General features: G+C 62.0%; 15 protein-coding genes and 2 pseudogenes. 4 read left to right on the top strand and 13 right to left on the bottom strand.

Translation table 11 applies throughout. The annotated features are described in order from the left end of the window. Nucleotides 1-28: 28 nt before the first annotated feature. Nucleotides 29-988 (top strand): acyl-ACP desaturase, encoded by a 960-nt coding sequence (locus tag ON20_RS31195; protein WP_040841631.1) that lies wholly within the window; start codon nt 29-31, stop codon nt 986-988. A 162-nt stretch (nt 989-1150) separates the two neighbouring features. Here ON20_RS31195 and ON20_RS31190 read toward each other — a convergent pair whose 3' ends face one another. Next, nucleotides 1151-1732: a putative glycolipid-binding domain-containing protein gene (locus ON20_RS31190; protein WP_040841706.1), complete on the bottom strand. Its 582-nt coding sequence runs from the start codon at nt 1730-1732 to the stop codon at nt 1151-1153. 476 nt (nt 1733-2208) lie between these two features. Then, nucleotides 2209-2385: an AMP-binding protein gene (locus ON20_RS37555; RefSeq protein ID WP_169332412.1), complete on the bottom strand. Its 177-nt coding sequence runs from the start codon at nt 2383-2385 to the stop codon at nt 2209-2211. A gap of 97 nt (nt 2386-2482) precedes the next feature. On the opposite strand from ON20_RS37555, the gene ON20_RS31180 reads away from it, so the two are divergent. Then, a complete protein-coding gene (locus tag ON20_RS31180; RefSeq protein ID WP_040841704.1) occupies nt 2483-3514 on the top strand; it encodes a ferredoxin--NADP reductase in 1032 nt (343 codons plus the stop codon). A gap of 631 nt (nt 3515-4145) precedes the next feature. On the opposite strand, the gene ccrA is transcribed toward ON20_RS31180, so the two are convergent. The 6 genes from ccrA to scoE all read right to left on the bottom strand — a co-directional run bounded on the left by ccrA (nt 4146) and on the right by scoE (nt 12655). Next, nucleotides 4146-5396: a crotonyl-CoA carboxylase/reductase gene (gene ccrA / locus ON20_RS31175; protein ID WP_218002725.1), complete on the bottom strand. Its 1251-nt coding sequence runs from the start codon at nt 5394-5396 to the stop codon at nt 4146-4148. Nucleotides 5397-5428: 32 nt separating this feature from the next. Further along, nucleotides 5429-6988, bottom strand: a complete 1560-nt coding sequence (locus tag ON20_RS31170) for a long-chain-fatty-acid--CoA ligase (RefSeq protein ID WP_040841630.1) — start codon at nt 6986-6988, stop codon at nt 5429-5431. After that, entirely contained in the window at nt 6985-10893 is a 3909-nt protein-coding gene (locus tag ON20_RS31165; RefSeq protein WP_083865551.1) for a type I polyketide synthase, read from the bottom strand. The genes ON20_RS31170 and ON20_RS31165 overlap by 4 nt, the downstream gene beginning before the upstream one ends. 13 nt (nt 10894-10906) lie before the next feature. Next, nucleotides 10907-11209 carry an acyl carrier protein gene (locus ON20_RS31160; RefSeq protein ID WP_157229157.1) on the bottom strand — a complete coding sequence of 101 codons (303 nt, stop codon included), beginning with the start codon at nt 11207-11209 and terminating at the stop codon, nt 10907-10909. Nucleotides 11210-11219: 10 nt separating this feature from the next. Beyond that, nucleotides 11220-11711, bottom strand: coding sequence for an FcoT family thioesterase (locus ON20_RS40815; RefSeq protein WP_040841629.1), 492 nt, complete (start codon nt 11709-11711; stop codon nt 11220-11222). A gap of 74 nt (nt 11712-11785) precedes the next feature. Further along, entirely contained in the window at nt 11786-12655 is an 870-nt protein-coding gene (gene scoE, locus ON20_RS31150) for a (3R)-3-[(carboxymethyl)amino]fatty acid oxygenase/decarboxylase (protein WP_040841628.1), read from the bottom strand. A 1450-nt stretch (nt 12656-14105) separates the two neighbouring features. Here scoE and ON20_RS31145 point away from each other — a divergent pair. Next, nucleotides 14106-14357 (top strand): annotated as a pseudogene (locus ON20_RS31145) (cytochrome P450); the annotation flags it as partial. Between the two features lie 213 nt (nt 14358-14570). On the opposite strand, the gene ON20_RS39590 reads toward ON20_RS31145, so the two are convergent. Genes ON20_RS39590 through ON20_RS37155 form a run of 4 tightly spaced genes read right to left on the bottom strand, consistent with a single transcriptional unit; the run spans nt 14571 to nt 16498 of the window. Further along, entirely contained in the window at nt 14571-14912 is a 342-nt protein-coding gene (locus ON20_RS39590) for a phosphotransferase (protein ID WP_368853946.1), read from the bottom strand. Then, a complete protein-coding gene (locus ON20_RS39585) occupies nt 14852-15376 on the bottom strand; it encodes a phosphotransferase (RefSeq protein ID WP_086009112.1) in 525 nt (174 codons plus the stop codon). Before ON20_RS39585 ends, ON20_RS39590 begins: the two co-directional genes overlap by 61 nt. 37 nt (nt 15377-15413) lie before the next feature. Then, on the bottom strand, nt 15414-16331 hold the full coding sequence (locus tag ON20_RS31135) for a phosphatidylinositol mannoside acyltransferase (protein ID WP_040841626.1): 918 nt from the start codon (nt 16329-16331) through the stop codon (nt 15414-15416). Beyond that, nucleotides 16328-16498, bottom strand: a complete 171-nt coding sequence (locus ON20_RS37155) for a hypothetical protein (RefSeq protein ID WP_157229156.1) — start codon at nt 16496-16498, stop codon at nt 16328-16330. Before ON20_RS37155 ends, ON20_RS31135 begins: the two co-directional genes overlap by 4 nt. A gap of 260 nt (nt 16499-16758) precedes the next feature. Between ON20_RS37155 and ON20_RS40810 the strand changes: the two are divergent. Then, nucleotides 16759-17139 (top strand): annotated as a pseudogene (locus tag ON20_RS40810) (NUDIX domain-containing protein); the annotation flags it as partial. Between the two features lie 16 nt (nt 17140-17155). On the opposite strand, the gene ON20_RS39580 reads toward ON20_RS40810, so the two are convergent. Then, nucleotides 17156-18439 carry an NsdA family TPR-like regulatory protein gene (locus tag ON20_RS39580; protein ID WP_245547595.1) on the bottom strand — a complete coding sequence of 428 codons (1284 nt, stop codon included), beginning with the start codon at nt 18437-18439 and terminating at the stop codon, nt 17156-17158. Between the last annotated feature and the right edge of the window lie 246 nt (nt 18440-18685).

The following is an 18685-nucleotide window of genomic DNA, read 5'->3' as shown; positions in this document are numbered from 1 at the left end:
TTTCTTCTCGAGAGAGTAGACAACAACATTGGCGCGCGATCTGACACAGCTGGAGATCCTCACCGAGCTCGAGCCCGTCGCGGGGCAGGCTCTCGACCGGCACCTGTCCATGGTCAAGGAGTGGCACCCCCACGACTATGTGCCGTGGGACGAGGGCCGCAATTTCGCGCTGCTCGGCGGTGTCGACTGGAAGCCCGAGCAATCCCGGTTGTCGGAGGTGGCGAAGGCGGCGTTGATCACGAACCTTCTCACCGAGGACAATCTGCCCTCCTATCACCGCGAGATCAGTGAGAACTTCTCCCCCGACGGCGCCTGGGGTTCGTGGGTCGGCCGCTGGACCGCCGAAGAAGCTCGCCACAGCATCGTCCTCCGCGACTATCTCGTCGTCACCCGCGGCGTCGATCCCGTCGCCCTGGAGAACGACCGCATGATTCACATGACCAACGGCTTCGCCGCGCCGGGTGACCAGTTGACCGCGGCCGATCAGGCCGGGTTTCTGTACTCGGTCGCGTACGTGTCCCTCCAAGAGCCGGCCACCCGGATCAGCCACCGCAATACCGACGCCGTGTGTGAGGACCCGATCGCCGACCGCATGCTGCAACGCATCGCCGCCGATGAGAACCTGCACATGATCTTCTACCGGACCATGTGCGGTGCCGCCCTCGACCTGGTGCCCGATCAGGCCATCGAAGCGATCGACCTGATCGTGGAGAACTTCCGTATGCCCGGCACCGGCATGCCGAACTTCCGCCGCAACGGGGTCCTCATGGCCAAACACGGCATTTACGACCTGCGCCAACACCTCGAAGAAGTCCTCCAACCCGTCATCCGGCAGTGGAACATCTTCGGCCGCGCCGACTTCGGTTCCCGCGGCGAACAAGCCCGCGAACGACTCGCCGCCTACCTGGACAACCTCGAACACGTGCGGATACCCCGGTTCGAAGAACAACGCGACCGCGTCCGGGCCCGCGAACACGCCCGGCTCTGATCAAACATCGAAATATCCCGCTGCCGAACATGGTTCACGACCGAGATATATCTCGACGACCTCGATGGGCTCGGCTATCGGGGGCCGATGCGGGGAACCTCCGCCCATCGACGAAGACATCCCGGCCGAATACCGAGCCGGGCCCCGCGACCGATGCGCGGTTCAGGCCGCGCGGACGGCTATCCCCGGATAGGACAGGATCAGACCGGACCGGTCGTAGACCAGATGGCAGGTGAAGTCGAATGCCGGTGCGTTGTAGTCGTACCGCTGGTCCGCGCCGCGGTCCGGGATGCGGCGGTACTCCTGCTCCAATCGGTGGACGGTGAGATCCGATGCCCGCACATAGGCGGCGGGCGCCGCGGCTCGTTCGGCGACGGGAAGCCCGAGACGGTGGACGGGCAGGGTATTGGTCATCGCCGACGATTCCAGGTCCACATCACGACAGCCGTCCAGGTGGGGAGCCGGCCGCCCGTCGAGCAGCCAGTGCCCGGCACCGTCGCCCTCGAGCGTTATCGATCGTCGTCCGAATGACGAGTGGCCGGTCACTCTGGCGGTGCAGGTGGTCCAGTCGGCGTTCAGAGTGATCGCGTATTCGACGAACCAGGTCTCGCCGTCCTCGACAGCTGTGGTGCAGCCTTCGATACTCCGCCCCCTGTCGAGTGTGGCGAAATAGGCGACCTCGAAACCGGAGCGGCCACCCTCGTGCGCCCATGCCGCGGTCGTGGGCAACTCGGCGAATCCCATGCCGTCCATTCTCCTGGAACCGGGCAGTACCGGTCGACTGTGGAGCGGTGTCACGACGATTGCTCGGACGTCGCCGATCACCGCTGCCGAGCCGGTGTCGTCTCCGCCGCTCCGCTACGACCGTTCAGTCCTTCTGGGAGGGCGGGTGGCGACCTGGATGCGATCGGTGGCGGTGCGGCCCAGGACATCGCGCCAGTGCCCGACGGCAGCGGTGATCGAGGCGTGGGTATGCCGCACAGTCTTCGGGAACTCGTTGTGCCGGAAGCGGATACGAGGACAGCGTCGGCGTTCGGGTCGGGTGTTCCGAAGGTGCTGTCGGTCGACGGTATCTCGTCGTCCAGCGACAGCATGGGTGTCGGTTCGGCCGGCACGGGGTGATCGCCCACGGCGTGCTCCGCGCCGGATATGCTCAGTGCGTGCCGGACCTCGTCGTGTTTCCAGGCCGGACCGATCAACACCACCGCCGCGCCCAACCGTCATACCGCCGACATCGTCACCACGAATTCGGGACGGTTCGACGACATCAGCGCCACCCGCTGTCCGGCTCGCACGCCGCGGTCGGCGAGTACCGCGGCCGGGCCGTCGGCCGGCTCGTCCAGGCGGGAGCGGCCGAATTCCCGCTCCTCGAAAGCGAGCACTATCGGTTCACCCACCGGTCTTCCTCATCCAACACTCGGGCACGACCGATCATATCCGAATTTGATAATAATATTCTCCCAAGAAGAGAATATAGATACCAAGGAGGTGGTCGTGGCGAAACCACTGTTCCGCCGAGCGACCGTGACCCGGATCGTCAAGGAGACTCCGGATACTCGCACCTATGTGCTGGAACCGCACGACGGGCCGTTCTTCTACCGGGCCGGACAGTTCTGTACGTTCAAGATCCCGGTGGACGGGCGCGAGCTGCTCCGCTCGTACTCGATGTCCAGCGCTCCCGAGACCGACACCGAGTTCACGACCACGGTCAAACGGGTACCGGGTGGCAAGGTCTCCACCTGGATGCACGACAACCTCACCGAAGGCGACGTGGTGGAACTGTCCCCACCCACCGGACGCTTCCTATTGCGCCCCGCCCTGGGACCGATGCTCGGATTCTCCGGAGGCAGCGGCATCACTCCGATCATGTCGCTCACCAAGAGCGTCCTGGCGAGCACCAACCGCACCGTACGGCTACTGTGCGCCGACCGTGACCGCACCTCGGCCATCTTCGAATCGGCACTGGCCGAACTGACCGACCGATACCCGGGACGGTTGACGGTGATCCGGCACCTCGACGACGAACGCGGCTTCGTGACGACCGCGACGGTGCGGGAATTCGTGGGCGCCGACACGGGAACGGATTCCTATGTGTGCGGGCCGGATCCGTTCATGGAGCTGGTGGAATCGGCGCTGACCGGCCCCGGCCGGGTGTTCTCCGAACGCTTCGACACCGGTACGCCCTCTTCCCCGCCGGTCCGAGCCGCCGCACCCACGACCACTCCCGCAGATACGCCGGCGGCACCCGAAAAGGGTACGGTAACCATCGTTCTGGGCCGGAAAAAGAGGTCGGTACCCCGCCGCAATGGCGAAACCCTGCTGGAAAGCGCCCGCCGGGCCGGGCTGGCTCCCCCGTTCTCCTGCGAATCCGGCAGCTGCGCCACCTGCATGGCCAAACTGACCGAGGGCAAGGTCACCATGCGGGTGAACGACGCACTCACCGACGACGAGGTCGCCGGCGGCTACGTCCTCACCTGCCAGGCGGTACCGGATACTCCATCGGTAACGGTCGACTACGATGCATAGACGAACGAGCGCACCTCACCGAGTCACCGAAACGGGCCGGGACGTACCTGCGCGCTCCCGCAGTCGCTCGATCCGCATCTCGGTCGGAGCGTCCTCCGCGGAGTCGGTCCCACGGCTGTGTCCCTGTGCCGCTGCGCTCTCTTCGGTACACCTCCGCCCCGTCGCCCGGGCAATCCCCTCCGCAAGAAAGCGATCTCGGAACAGCCGCTACCGGTTGGCGTCTGCCAACCGGTGCCGAAGGTGCCCTCACGGCATCTTCACTACTATGCCGTGCGGCCCGGGCGCAGTGCGAGAGCGCGTGCTTCGCGCTCGATAGCTCCGATCCCGGCCGAGCGCACCGGTCAACACTGGGAGCGGCGTCCGGGTCCACCACCGAGGACGCTCCCAGAACACCACTCGGCCGGTACTCCGGCTGCGCTTCGTGATGTAGCACGCGCCTGCACTGGTAGTGCGCCTGCTGGGGCGCGGTATTGGTGTCGGCGTCGCCAGATCGATCACTGCCGGATCCGTTCCGGGTCCCGGCGGATCGATCGAATGCGCCAGAAGGCAGTCGGTTTCGCCAGGAGATCAGCACAGGACACGCAGGCTACCGCCCACCCGTTCGGCCGGCAGCAAAATCGGCGACACCGTATTACGAGGTACAGCCGGAGTACTGGTCGTCCTCGGCGTGTGCGTTTATCCTGACCGCCATATTTCCCGGCGGATGCGCGTTGTCGTGCATCAGTTGATGAGCCATACCTATTTCCTCGAAGGAACCTACATAGCTCAGGCACGGATCGATATATCCTCGTGCGACGAGCTGGGTGACCTCATGGCATTGTCGGAGATTGGCAAAATGCGAACCCTGCAACCGTTTCTGACGCATCCACAAAAATCTCAGATCGACATCACCATGGTAACCTGACGTGCCGCCGCAGAGCACGACCATCCCAGCGTTGTCGCAAAGATAGATGGATGTAGGAATGGTGTCCTGACCTACATGCTCCAGCACAATTGTTGGCGCCCGACGTTCTCCCAGTTTCTCCCAAAACCGAGTTCCGAATGACCTGACCCCCTGCAGCCACAGATCAAATGCATCCGAATCGCCGATGTCCGGAAGTCGTCCCCAATGACCGAAGTCGTTTCGGTTGATCACTCCCTGCGCGCCCAGTCGCAAGCTGTACTCACCGCGCTGCTCGCTCGATACCACAGTTATAGGGATTCCGCCGAGAGCCCTGGTAATTTGCGTGGCCATCGAGCCGAGGCCGCCGGATCCACCCCAGATCAAAACAGGCTCACCCGGACGAACAACGTTCGGATTCCAACCGGTAAGCTGACGGTAGGCCGTTGCGCCGGTAAGCATATATGCCGCGGCCTCAACCCAGGACAGGCGATCGGGTTTCGGAATACATTGATAGTCCTGGACCAGCGCGAACTGGGCAAAGGCGCCGAAGTTGGTTTCATATCCCCAGGCCTTCTGGGTGGACGAGGTAATCGGGTCCGCCCCGGCCCTGATGTCCGGTGCGGTCTCGTCCCAGAAGCCTGGAGACACTACTACATGGTCGCCCACCTTCACATCGCGCGCCCCGTCTCCGACCGCCCATACTATTCCCGACCCTTCGGACCCTCCTATATGAAAATCCTCGGCCTCGCCTTTGCGTCGCCTGGCACCGATCACATCGACCGGCTTTCCCAGAGCCGCCCATACATTATTGTAATTGACACCGGCCGCCATCATATAGACAAGCACTTGGCCACGCCCCAGGGGAGGGACGTCGATGATTTCGGTCCTGAATGCTTTGCCGGGCGGGCCGTACCGATCACTCCTGATGACAGAGGCATACATCTTATCCGGTACCACACCGGTAGGCGGCATCTCACCCAGGTCGTATATCTGCTTCACGATAGCAATTCCTTGGATCTCTCACGGTTACATCAGAGGTGCCGACCGTTGCTGTAGGATTGCCGTAGCCGACGTCTCAGAACCTTTCCACTGGGGTTGCGCGGGATACTGTCCGCGAACTCCCAACTGGTGGGAATCTTGAAATTGGCGAGCGACTTGCGCAGGCCGTCGGCAAGTTGTCGGTACGTGACCGCCTCCCCGTTGCGCCGGACAACGACTGCGTGAAGGCGTTCTCCCCATCGTTCGTCGGGTATTCCGATGACGGCCGCTTCCACAACGGCGGGTAGCTGTTCCAGAGCTCTCTCGATCTCCGCCGGATAGACGTTCTCACCTGCCACGATGACAACATCCTTGATACGGTCGCAGATGTAGATGTAACCGTCTGCGTCCAGGTACCCAGCGTCTCCGGTGTACACCCAGCCGTCCCGGAGCGTCTCCGCGGTGGCGGTGGGTTGTCCCCAGTACTCCGTCATGCATGCGGGGGATTTGATTTTGATCTCACCGATCCGACCCGCTTCGAGTTCGTTTCCTTGCTTGTCGACAACGGAAACTTCGACTCCCGGATACGGTAGGCCTGCCGCCCTGAGGAGATGGCCGCCTCTTGTATGCGCATATGGTGGCAGACATACCGCGGTATTTCCTGTTTCCGTGAGCCCGTATATCTGAGCGAATTCACAATCCATCAAGGTGCGACAGCGGGCCAGCAGCGCTTCCGAAATCGGCGATCCGCCGTATACGAGCTTGCGTAGGGTCGCGAAGTCGGCCGATGACGCACTCGGTTCCGCTGCGAGCATGTGCATCATTGCCGGGACCATGCAGGTGGTCGTCACACCCCATTGGCGTAGTGCGCGGAGAACTTCACCGCTGTTCAAGGTGCGAAGTATTATGTTGGTTACACCGGCAGCTATTCCTTGCACAGCCCACCACAACCCGCCGATATGAAAGCCGGGGAGGCCGACCAGGTTCCTGTCGTCGGTCCGCCAGTCTATCCAGTCGAGATTATTTCGTGCCAAAATATCGCGTACCGCGAAAAAAGTTCGATGCGCCAGTACTACGCCCTTCGGCAGGCCCGTCGTGCCGCTGGTATATATCTGAACGACTGGGTCTTCGGTATGCGCAACGGCGGTTACGGGCACATTTGAATTCCGACGCTTCCAATCCGCGAATCCAGTGTCAGGGTCATCGAGGACAACGGTCGAGTCCAGAGCCGGAAGAACATCGGATATGTCTTCGACCGCGCACATGAACTCTCGTTCGATAAAAATCAGCCGCACCGCGGAATCGGCAAGAATATGACTGATCTCCGCGGACGTGAGGCGCCAATTTATCGGTACGAGTACCGCACCGGACTTCGCGCAGCCGAAGAGGATTTCGTAGCAGATTTCCGACTCTTTGCCGAGGTACGCAATTCGGGATCCTTTACTAATTCCCTCCGCAACCAGCGCACTTGCCGTCAGATCACTTTCGGTATCCAGTTCCGCATAGGTCACGGAACGAGTACCGCAGACAATCGCGACTTTTTCCGGAAGGTCGGTCGCCTGTCTTTTGACTGTTCCAACCAGTGTATCCTGGACTCTGTAAGTTTCTGTCATCTCGGATCCGAATCACAAAGAGTACCGATGGTCGCCTTCGCGAGGAGAACCTCGGCAAGGTCGTCGATGGAGGGATTCTCGAAGATCGCGCGGGCTTCCAACCGTATTCGAAAAGCGTCTTCGACGGCGTTCTTTAGTTTGATGGCAATTATCGAGTCCATTCCGATCTCGAAAAATGTGGCGCCGGCCGGGAGTTCGTCCGGGTGTTGGAAGTGCAGTAGTTCTGCGATGCAGGACGCAAGAAACGCGCACACCGATCGGCGGCGTTGTTCGACAGGAAGACATTTCCAGGAACCGAGATCGAATGTCGCGGCCTCACCTCTGATCGCCTTGTTCGCTTCGAACTCACTCACGATGGGGGATCGTGAAGTGTTCACTTCGACGACGGCGGAATTCGTTGCCGAAATACGCTGCAAGACAAGCTTGTTCATACCGAACACCGGATCGCCGTTCTCATCGAGCAGTGCGAGATCAGCCGTGATCTTCTCTTCGTCGGCGTGAAGCACGTGCAGCACACTGCGAAGCACAGAGCCACGCGGTTTCCGGAAGAGACGGACCCGTTCGGCGCCAACCGATACGAAGGTGACGTTGTCTGCCAACTTATCTCCGAGCAAGCAGGCAATGCTCTGAAAAGCCCCTGCCAGGAGGGCTGGATGCAGGAAGTCCACCAGCGTCGCGGCCGGTACTTCGAGCTCGCCGATAACGGTAGCGCCGGCGTATCTGGTCGCCCGCCGCAATGTCCGAAGCATGGAGCCATGGTCGACGCCGCGTCGACGGTAGTACTCGGTCACATCCGCCGAATTCATTACCAATTCGGTTGCCGCATCCGCTGCCGAAATCGAACGCATCTCATCGATTGCCTTGTTGAAATCGAGAAGATCGGTATCCGCGCTCCCGCCGATCTGTGCGCTCACGTGCAGACGATCCGCCGCACCTCCACTCTCTCCGTCGCCGCTGAGAATTTTAACTTTCAGCGGGCCACCAAGGCACTGTTGAACGCTGATTCGGAGGGAGGTGGTTTCTTGTGAAAGAAATAGTGGTTCATGGAATCCGAGGTTTCCGATCGGACGTGTGGCTTCGCCGAACAAGATGTCCTGTACAGCGAGTAGCATCTCGACGAAGCCGGTGCCCGGAAAAACGGGCGTTCCACCGAGCGTGTGTCCGGCAAGATATGCCGGTCGAGACGAGCCGACCTGGGTTCGAAAGGTTCTTACACCCTTGGTTCGTTCCGATTCCGTAGAAATCTCGGCGCCGAGGAGCGGATGACTCGACATCAGGTCGTCGACATCCGTGTGCTCATGAGATGCGGGAATCCAGTACGGTTTCCGATGGAAGGAATAGGTTGGCAGGGCAGCTCGGTTACCGCGGACGCCGTCGTGCCAGGCAGTCCAAGAAATAGGAAGTCCAGCGTTGTACAATCGGGATACCGAGTGAAGTATCGTTTTTCCGCCGAGGTCGGCACGGTGCATGCTTCCGAGCCAGATGTGGTCGTCGCGGGTGGTGCACTGCCTACCCATGCCGATCATTTCCGCGCCGGGTCCGATCTCGAGGAACACCTGGCTTCCTCGGTTTTCAATGGAGCGAACGGCTTCGGCGAAGTTCACCGGGTTGCGGAGGTGGCGCATCCAGTATTCGACTGTCGTCATTTCTCCCGGTTTCGCGATGGCACCTGTCACTGTTGACGCTATCGGATATTCGGGATCACCGAACTCGATCGTCGCGAGGAAGGCTCGGTAGTCGGCGGCGATCTCATCCATCAGTGGCGAATGAGAAGCCACCGGGACGTGTAGGTGCGTTACCTTGAAACCTTTGCCCTCGAGAATCGATCCGATCTTTTTTACGGACCCGCTCTCGCCCGAAATAACGCACTGCGTGTGCCCGTTCACGGCGCCGAGTGATACATCCGGGAAGTCTTCGAGAATGCGTTGCACTTGCCGAGGCGCGGCTTCGACCGCAGCCATCGACCCGGGTGAGGTCTTGTCCAGGAGTGCACCGCGGAAGGAAATCAGGCGAGCGGCATCCTCGACATCGAAGATTCCCGCCACAGTGGCAGCGGCGATCTCACCGAGACTGTGGCCGACCAGAACGCCGGGTCGTACGCCGAGGGAAAGCCACAGCCGGGCCAGGGCATACTCCAATGTGAAAATGCTCGCCGAAAGTATCCCTGCCCCGCTTGGTAGGTCCTGCTCGCCGTTCCCGATGATCGCGTCTTTGATCGAGTAGTCGATATGACCGGAAAATAGCTCGCTGCACTGGTCGACGTGGTGCCTGAAGACCGGGAATCTCCGGTAGAAGCCCCGGCCCATACCACGGTATTGCGAACCTCCCCCGGGGAACATCGCCGCGACATTCGGCGAACCACCGTTCGCTCGCAGCCGGTGAAGCCGCTCCCGTTGATGCTCGATGAATTGGGTAAGTTCCGCGGTGGTACCGATGGGACTCGAGATTCGCCAGGTATGGTGCGCACGTCCCACATTCGACGTGTAGCAGATGTCGACCAGGTCCTGGTCCGTTGCACCCTTCAGGAATTCCGCATAGGAGTCGAGCGTCGACCTCAGAGAGGTCGGATCCTTGGCCGACAATGTGAAGATCGCAGGAATTTTGTCGTTACGTTCGGGCTGCTGCGGGAGGTGAGCTCTCGAGTAGGCTTCCTCGAGTACGAGGGAGGCAATCGTCCCTGTTGCACCGTACGAGTTCACTATGGCACGACGGGTAGCGGCCTCCCACGGTATCGCCTCGAGCGGAATCCTGATCGGAATTTTTTCCCAGGGGATTCGACGTGACATCGTACTGCAGTTCAGATGGGGATAGATGGTTTCGTCCTGGAACTGCAGGACTGTCTTGATGAGGCCGGCCATACCCGCCGCCGATTCGAGATGTCCGATGTTCGTTTTGACGGAACCCACGAATACAGAGTTGTCGACGGAACGGGTGCGGGAGAAGACCTCTGTGAGACCACTGATCTCGATCGGGTCACCCAGCGCAGTTCCCGTACCGTGCGCTTCGACGTACTGGATGTCGTCGGCCGTGAGACCTGCGTTCTCGAGGGCTGCCCGCATGAGCGATGCCTGAGCCTGGCCGTTCGGTGCCATGAGAGCGGCGCTCTCACCATCTTGACGCACGGCGGAACCGCGAATGATCGCGAGAACCCGGTCACCGTCGCGGCGTGCGTCATCGAGGCGTTTGAGCACTATCATGGCAACGCCCTCACCACGTACGTAGCCATCGGCGGCGTCGTCGAAGGTCTTGCAGCGGGCATCCTCGGCCAATACGCCCGCCCGGCCGGCCATGACAGGATAAGTCGGATCGCTTATGGTGTTGGCAGCGCCACACAGGGCCAGACTGCATTCACCCATGCGTAGGCCCTGTACGGCCAGGTGCACCGCCACGAGAGACGAAGAGCAAGCGGTGTCGACGCTCATGCTCGGTCCGCGAAGTCCGAGAAAGTACGACACTCGGCCCGAGGCACCGCAATGGAGCATGCCCGTGCCCGCGTACAATTCGACTTGCTCGACCGGAAGCCGGGCTATTTCCATGGCATAATCCATGCCGGCGACGGCGACATACACTCCCGTATCCCCGTGACGGAGCGTACGGGGGTCGATTCCCGCGTTCTCCAGGGCTTCCCATGAAGTCTCCAGCGTCAGCCGGTGTTGAGGGTCTACGAATGCCGCCTCTCTCGGGGAGATATTGAAGAAGTTCGCATCGAATCCCTGGATGTCATCGAGGTAGCCACCGTCCGTGCAGACATCGGGCGGAACGGATGGTAATCGCCCTGGAGGTATCTTCGTAATCCCGGATCGGCCATCCTTCAGGAACTGCGCGAATTCGGCCGGGGAGTTGTTTCCTCCTGGAAACCGGAGGCCGATCCCAACAATCGCGATGGGGTAATCATTGCAGATCATATTTCGTTCCAGTTCAGCCGGTTCCGACGATAATTTCGTTCAGATGCTCAACGAGGTGTGCAATAGTCGGATTGTTGAAGAGGTGAGTCGTCTCGATCTCGCATTCAAGAGTTAGTTCAATCTTTTCTTTTGCCTCTGTAAGCTGCAATGAGGTAAGACCCATGTCGAAGTAGTTCTCGTCGAATGGGAGTTCGTCGGACTTCTCCATGAACAACAGGCCCTTGAATATCTGGGTCACCAAGTCTTCGAGAACCACGTCGCGCTCCCACCGCGGCAGGCGGCGCAGAAGCTGCTTGTCTACAGGTCCGAATTCCACCGCAAGGACCCTATTGCCCACGTATCGGGGGGTTGGTGATGGCCAGTTTCACGGACCCCTCGGAGCTGCAGCCCGAATCGTCCGAGAACTGACATGTCGTGTCGATTGTCACGAGCGGTCGGTCACCATGCCGTTGGGCTACTTCGATGAACTCGAGAGATCCCAGGAAGGATGCGCTGAGCATAGGTCGTCGGAATCTACTCCGGAAGTCGTAGATAAGAATATTCGGAAGCTGGCGCTCCCAATAGTCTTCCATGTTCCACGAGTCGAATGGGGAGATCAACGATTCGCCGACGGCCTTTGCGATCAGGCAGTAGGCCATTTGATTGTAGCAGATATTGAACTCTACCGAATTGAAATGGCCGGTATCTGCTATGTAGCACGACTCCGGGATACCGAATGTACCGCTGATGCGCAGTCGATCGGTACGGCCATCCATATCCACCACAGCTGTTTTAATGTATCGACAGTTGGTCTTGTACGGCTCGAGAACTCGGTCCATAAAATTCTGGTCGCAGTCGATAGGAGCAAATTCCACGTGAGATATTCGGCTTTGCATAACTTGCTCTCATTTCCTCACCACGGGTGCTCGTCCATGACTGTCACCCTGAATGAAACTGCAGGTTCTGACTCACTGGTGTGTAGCGCTCGGTGCACCAGACTTCGGTTGTCCCAGATCAGCAAGTCTCCTTCTTCGAAGGTCTGCAGGTGGATGTTCTCGTGCGAAAAGGTGAGATCTCGCTGTCCAGTGGCCTCGAAGAGTTCCTGCAACAGTTTGTCATCCAGCGCCGTGCCGTTCCCGCCCAGCAACTCGTGGGTCAGAGCTTCGCTCACATAGAGTATCTCCTCGCCTGTCACCGGATGTGTGACGATGGTTGGGTGGAAGACGTCCGGACTTTCTTTCTCGATCTCTTCGAGTACCTCGCCGATAGGTCGAAACACATCCGTCGGTCGAATTTTGAAGTATCGACGTGCGCTGTGACGAGCCCTGGTTCCGGATACTGCGGACTTGAGGCATTCAGGAAGCAGCGCATATGCGTGTCCCATGTCGATGAAATACGTTCCACGGTTCTTTTCGGGTACTACCTGCGGGTAGACGAAGGTGATCGAGAAAGGACGCGGCATGAAGGAATAGTCCGAATGCCAGAATTTACCGGTCTGTGGAACACCCACTCTTTTACCGTCGTGATGCACGTTCGAAGATACAAAGATCTCCTCGACCTCGGGGTGATGATACATGGGCTGGTAATACACTTGGGGCACACCGAACCGCTGTCCCAAGGCAACAAACTGGTATGGGGTAAGCTTCTGATTCTTCAAAACAACGATCTTCTGTTCGTAGACGCTCCGTCTGAGAATGTCCACGTCTTCGTCGCTCGAAGACAAGGCATCAAAGCCCTCAACAGAAACACCGAACTTGGCATCTTGCTGTCGTCTGATATGCATATTTTTATTCCTCGGTATACTCCCGATCGAGTGCGTCATAGGCAACGGTCAACCACGCCCGCGATGCGGCCCACAGGGCGCGCTGTGAGTGGCGTGGACACGACGCGCGGCCCGCGTGGAGAGGGATCAGCGGTTGGCGGGCTCCAACCCGCCCTCCACGGCCCGGTCCAGGAGCTCGGCAGGACAGAACTATTACCGGGTCTTCCATCCCGGCGCGGCCGTCCCCCTTCGCCAAGCGGCGCAGTGAACCGCTTCGAAGGCCGCCACCGCGGTGTACGGCGATCTTCCCGCGCCACGCGATCGGCTCGGACACACGACGGATTATCGAGATGCGGAGGTGGTTCCCATCCCAGAGCGAACACAGCGTTAATCTTCCCCATGCCGGTTACCGAATCGGCGGTAACCGGCATGGCAGAACCCCAGTGCGACAAGCGTCAGTCGAGGTGGATGTCCTTACCGTGCTGATCCGACCGTTCAGCGTCATTGTTGGCGACCATCATATCTCCATGGCGGCCACGGGGATAGATGTCGACCTGCGATACCGGGAACAGGGCGGAGGCATTGACAGACAAGACATCTGAGCTGCGGTTTTGCTGTTCTGGGCAGTTTTGCGGTTTCCGAGTAGCAGCGGGCGCGTTGTGCTATGCATGCGGACCTGTCCGCAGTTCGTGGTAGCACTGCTCCCCGCCCAACGCTCACTCGTCGTCGGACCGTGGTGATCACGGGCTTGACGATACGTATTGTCCTCCAACCGCTTTCGATCGAAGAACCGACTCGATTCGTCACCGCGGCTCGCCGTACTACCGGACGGGCCATGCGTCTTCGCCAGAGACCATGGGCCCGAAGTGTTTTCGGGTATCTCGGCCGCGCCGGCGGAGGGCCGCAGTCCCACCCGGTATGGCCGGTCGCCGGTCATGGCTCGAGACGCACCGGCCCGTCGGCCGGCGGATACGTGCGTCGCGCGATAGGCACTCAGGATTCCCGATACTCCAGCGGTATTTCGTGATCACGGTCTTATTGGCGCAGTTGGAATAGGCTGCGGCGGTGGAGTCGAGGACGGCCGCGAGAAATGATGTCCCGCATAGCGTTCGGGTGACAGGCGATCGATACAACGCCGATCGAGGCCGACACCACCCGGACCGAGCGGTGAGCTCTTACGCGCGCACGGCCTGGCCGGCCAACGCACCGAAACCACCCGACCAGGCCCCGGATCGAAACCGGCCGGACCACGACCACGCCATCGAGATCAAACTCGGGGTAGCCGAACACGCGTCCTCCACCGAGCCACTGCCGCGTGCTCTACCGCGACCGTGTCCGACAAGGTCCGGCCTCTGTTCCTCGAGGGTCGGCAGTACGAGACCGCCGAGTCACTCGGCGGTCACATGTACCGAGGTCTTCTCGGCCTGCGTCTCCATCGGCGGCCCCTTCCCGCCGCTGCCCTTCACACCGGCCGCGCCTCGACCGCAAGAACGCCCGCGAGCACATCGCTTTCGGCAGCGGTGTGCACACCTGCGCCGGTGCGCCGCCGGCCCGGGTGGAGGGACAGGTCACGCTGAACCGGATGCTCGACCGGATGAGCGATATCGCCATCGACGAGAACGAATACGGCCCCACCGACGACCACCGCTACGAGTACGAACCGACTTTCCTGCTGCGCGGACTGCGCGACCTGCACATCACCTTCACCACCGGCCGGACATAGGCAACCACCGACTCGCACCGAACCGGGCGCGACCCCGTCCGCGGTGGCCGCGGCACGGACGGGCCGGTGAGACGTCCATCGTGACCGTTCACGCCACGCGGCCACGTCCCAGGCGTCGGATCGACTCGCCCCTCGCAAGGATCTCGCGGGCGGTTTCGGCGAGCCGCGCGGGACGCCGCGACAGCTCGTCCACGTCGACATCCTGCGCCCCCATCACCCCGGCGCGGAAGCGGGCCGCGACTCCCTCGGCGATGGCCGCCAGGCGCCACAGGGCGAAGGCCTGGTAGTAGGGCAGATCGTCGAGTGCCCGGCCCGTGGTGGCTGCGTAGCGGGACAGCACCGCGTCGACATCGAGGCAGCCGTCGGCGGGATCGGGGCCCAGCCGAACGGATCGGCCGAGGACCAGGCGGCGAGCCGGCCGACATCGGCCATGACGTCGCAGATGGTCCACAGTTCCCAGTCCGGGACCGCTCGAACGGTTCCGTCGGGCCCGATCAGCAGGTTGCCCGGGCGGAAGTCACCGTGGGCGATACCGGTCCAGCGTTCGGTGGGCATCCGACGGGTGAGCAGTTCGTGGACCTCCCAGAGGGGTCCGGGGCCGACACCGCCGGTGGGAGCCGGCGATGCCGGCGGCGCAACTGACGCTCCAGATAGCCACCGGGCTTGCGGAGTTCGGCCAAAGGGCCGGTCGTGGTGTCCACGGCGTGGTCGGTGCAGCAGCCCAGTACCGGCGGTACCGGAACCGGACTGTCGGCCGGCAGGTCGAGGATGCCGAACTCGCGCACGACGTCGTGTGCCGAGGCCAGGACATGTCCGGTGGGTGGACGGCGCAGGACCCAGCGGGTGCCGGTCTCGTCGTGGACGCGATAGGCGAGGTTCGAGCGGCCGCCGGTGTTCAGCTCGAAACGCAAGGGTGGCCGGACATTCGGGACGTTGTCGACGAACCAGGCGGTGACGCGTTCGGCATCGATACCGGCCGGCCCGGTCGAAGGCGTCGGAACGCTATTGTCCTCATACATCTATGTACCGTCCGGGCGGTGGGGTGCGGTTTCCGGGTCAGCGTGGTGGGTCGCTGTGAACACGCTCGCGGGTGAGCCGGTCGGCGCTGTAATCGGCGGTCCACACCGGTTGCAGCATGTGCCAGTCGGCCGGATGCGCGGCGATACCGGCGGCGAACCGATCGGCCAGCACCTGGGTCGTGCGCCGTACTCCGCCGGCGGTATCGATCGGCGCGCCGACATCGAAGCCCCAGCCGTCGGGGGTGAACCAGCAGTGCACCGGCAGCAGCGGGGCGCCGGTGTCGATGGCCAGCCGCGCCGGACCGGCCGGCATGCGAGCCGGTTCCCCGAAGAAAGTGACCGACACGCCCGTGCCGGACAGGTCGCGTTCGCCGAGCAGCCCGACCATCCGTCCCTGCCGCAGCCGCGCGGCCAGCTGCTGGAACGGTGGCGTCTCGGCGCCGGTGTGCGGGATGATCTCGAAACCCAGACGCTCACGGAAACGGACGAAACGCCGGAACAGAGATTCCGGTGCCAGCCGCTCGGCCACCACCGTCGGTGACCCCACCCGCTGTACCAGCCAGACCCCCGCCAGGTCCCAGTTGCCGCTGTGCGGCAATGCCAGCACCGCCCCCTTCCCGCGTTCGACCGCCTCGTGAATGTGTTCGAGCCCGGTGGCCGAGGATTCGATGCGCTCGGCCAGCCACACCGGATCCATCGACGGCAGCCGAAACGCCTCGCACCAGTACCGAGCGTAGGAGCGCAGGCTCGCGTGCACGAGTTCGTCGGGTACCTCCGCCGGCGCGACGGACAGTACCCGCGCCAGATTGCGCCGCAATTGGTCCGGTCCACCGTCGCGGGCCGCGCGATCGGCCGCGAGGTCGAACAGGCGCATCGCCCACCGCTGCGGCAGGGTCCGCACCAGCCGCCAACCGGCCGCGTACCCGAGATCCCGGGCCCATGCTGTCGGGTTCACCGATCACCCTCGTCCGGCACCGCGGCATCACCCGCCGCCGCGGCATACGATACGACGCTGCTGAACACCGGACGGCACACCACGCCCACACCGGCCGCGAAAGAGGTGACGACGGGTTCCTCGCGATGACTGAACAGGCTCGGCGGTGGCCGATATCCACGATTCATCCCTGAAGTGTCCTCTCTACCGAAAACAGGAGCAACGACCCGCCTGCCGTCGATGTCGACAACGGCATCTCATTCGTCGTCGCGGACGTCGGGATCACGCAACGACGGGCCTCGAGCCACCGTACCTTCGAAGACCGCCTTCGGCTCGTCACCGGTGATCCGCGCCTGATCCGCGGCCCACACAGCCGTCCACACCCCATCTCGAGGCGAGCGCTGCGCACGTCGTAGTTGCGATACCGTCGGAGCGTGGCCCGTACCCGATGGACAATTCACGGCGAGCGTGTCGTGGACGAGAATCGACACATCAAACTTTCAGCTGTGGATATAGAGCTCCCCGACGGTGTCGAGTTCACACAATATGTCGCGCGAATGCCGCGCTGCGCCATGGCCCTGGTCCTCAACAACAAACGGGCAGCCCTGCTCATGTATCGGCACCGATTCATCATGACCGGTGGGTGTGGGAACTACCCGGCGGCTATGTCGACAATGCCGAAGACGTCGCCGCTGCGGCGGCCCGTGAAGTGGAAGAGGAGACCGGGTGGCGGCCACGAACCATGCAACATCTGGTCACCTACCAACCTGCTATCGGCACACTCGACCACCCACAGGAAATCTATCCTGCTCGCGGCGCCGACTTCACCGACACAGCACCGGACATCAATGAAGCCGAGGACATTCGATGGATTCCGATCCTCGACGCAATCGGCATGATCGACCGCGGTGAGATCGTCGGCGCAGCAACAGTGGTCGCCCTATACCGAGCGCTCGGTCTGCCCGAGCTGTGATAGCGAAGACCCGGCGCCTGAACTCGGCGACATCGCCCATCTCACTGTAGGGCGCGAGCCGGTGCCGGATCTGCCGCAGGTAGGAGAAGCTTCGGCGCGACTCCAAGCCGACCGCGAGGTCGAGCGCTTCGAATCCGATCCTCACAGCTTCTCGTGGGTCCTCGTCGGCACGGGATGACGCCGGCAAACACAGATTGAACGTGCGCCCCCAGAGATAGCCGTCCGACATGTTCAGGGACTGCTCCGCGAACTCCGCGGCCTGCGTGTAGTCACCGAGATCTCGAAAGCAGTGCGCCGTCTTGGCCGACATGTAGGCGTCGTCGAAATAGGCCAACCAGGCGGGGCAGGTGGTATCGGCTCGACCGCACGCACGCCGCCCTGGCGGAGCGGGCGGCGTGTCCGTGCGCTCCAGCAGGTGACACTCTGATTCGAGCGCGGCCAATCCAGCGGTCCTCGCCGCTATCCGTGCTGCACATGCGAGGTCGATCGCATCGCCCGAACGGCCAACGTAGGTAGCCTGGTGGCTCATTGCCGCCAGGATCTCTCCGGCAAGCCCGGCATCGCTTGCGGCGCGTGCCATGCGCAGCGCCTGGATGAAGTACCGCTGCGCCAGACCACGTTCCTCCAAGTCGTACGCAGCCCAACCGGCAAGCTTGGTCAGCTCGGGCGTGGCCGCGAATAGTTGGCGCCCGATCGACTCGTTGTAGCTTCCGTGCAGTAAAGGGGCGACCGAGCTGTGCAGATAATGGACGATGGTCGGTCTGACCTTGCCTCCTCCCACCTGATTGTCCAGGTTGCGAAACGCCGTGGTCATGGTGCGAACAGCATCCACATCATCTTGACCGATCCGTCGGTAACCGGACGAGACAGGATGTTCCGGGCCTGGCATCGTCAACCATCGCATCGAGGCAGCCGGATACACGGCAACGGCGTATGACGCGTCCATGAGGAACCTCCTACGCTCCACATCACTCCTCCACAAGGCAATCGCAGCGGCGGTCGCCTCTGCGAGGCTCAGCGAGAACTCCAATCCGAGGTCGACCCCAATGGCTTTACCACGCTCAACCGCACGTCGCGCCAATCCTTTCCGACTGGCACCCGTTTCCTCGAACAGCTCAGCCAGCTGCCGGTTGGGTTGCTTGGCCCGACGTCCCATAGACGGAGTGCGGCAGGCCGCCCGGATGATCGCCACGTTCCCGCGATAGTGCACACCCCCGCTGCACACACCCACCCTCACTGCACACCTTCCGCAAAGCCACCTGCATGAAGTCCTCTGGTTGACAGCACCACACCAATTTCACACAACCACAACAGCCGAGGTCACCGATGACAGAGATCAGCGCCGACCCCGTCACCGAGATGCGGTCGGGCATATGGGCGCCGAATTGGCTCTCCAATGTGT

The sequence above is a fragment of the Nocardia brevicatena NBRC 12119 genome (assembly GCF_000308495.1).
In the GTDB taxonomy this organism is placed as follows: Bacteria; Actinomycetota; Actinomycetes; order Mycobacteriales; family Mycobacteriaceae; genus Nocardia; species Nocardia brevicatena.
The sequence above is the reverse complement of the archived record's forward strand: the minus strand, read 5'-3'. Positions and strand labels throughout refer to the sequence as shown.

Excerpts from the sequence above, each read along its gene's own strand:
- ON20_RS31165 (WP_083865551.1), bottom strand. The coding sequence starts at position 10,893 with ATGATCTGCAATGATTACCCCATCGCGATTGTTGGGATCGGCCTCCGG.
- ON20_RS40815 (WP_040841629.1), bottom strand. The coding sequence starts at position 11,711 with ATGGACCGAGTTCTCGAGCCGTACAAGACCAACTGTCGATACATTAAA.
- ON20_RS39580 (WP_245547595.1), bottom strand. The coding sequence starts at position 18,439 with ATGGGACGTCGGGCCAAGCAACCCAACCGGCAGCTGGCTGAGCTGTTC.
- ON20_RS31190 (WP_040841706.1), bottom strand. The coding sequence starts at position 1,732 with ATGGGATTCGCCGAGTTGCCCACGACCGCGGCATGGGCGCACGAGGGT.
- scoE (WP_040841628.1), bottom strand. The coding sequence starts at position 12,655 with ATGCATATCAGACGACAGCAAGATGCCAAGTTCGGTGTTTCTGTTGAG.
- ON20_RS37155 (WP_157229156.1), bottom strand. The coding sequence starts at position 16,498 with ATGAATCGTGGATATCGGCCACCGCCGAGCCTGTTCAGTCATCGCGAG.
- ON20_RS39590 (WP_368853946.1), bottom strand. The coding sequence starts at position 14,912 with ATGCCCACCGAACGCTGGACCGGTATCGCCCACGGTGACTTCCGCCCG.
- ON20_RS39585 (WP_086009112.1), bottom strand. The coding sequence starts at position 15,376 with ATGTATGAGGACAATAGCGTTCCGACGCCTTCGACCGGGCCGGCCGGT.
- ON20_RS31170 (WP_040841630.1), bottom strand. The coding sequence starts at position 6,988 with ATGACAGAAACTTACAGAGTCCAGGATACACTGGTTGGAACAGTCAAA.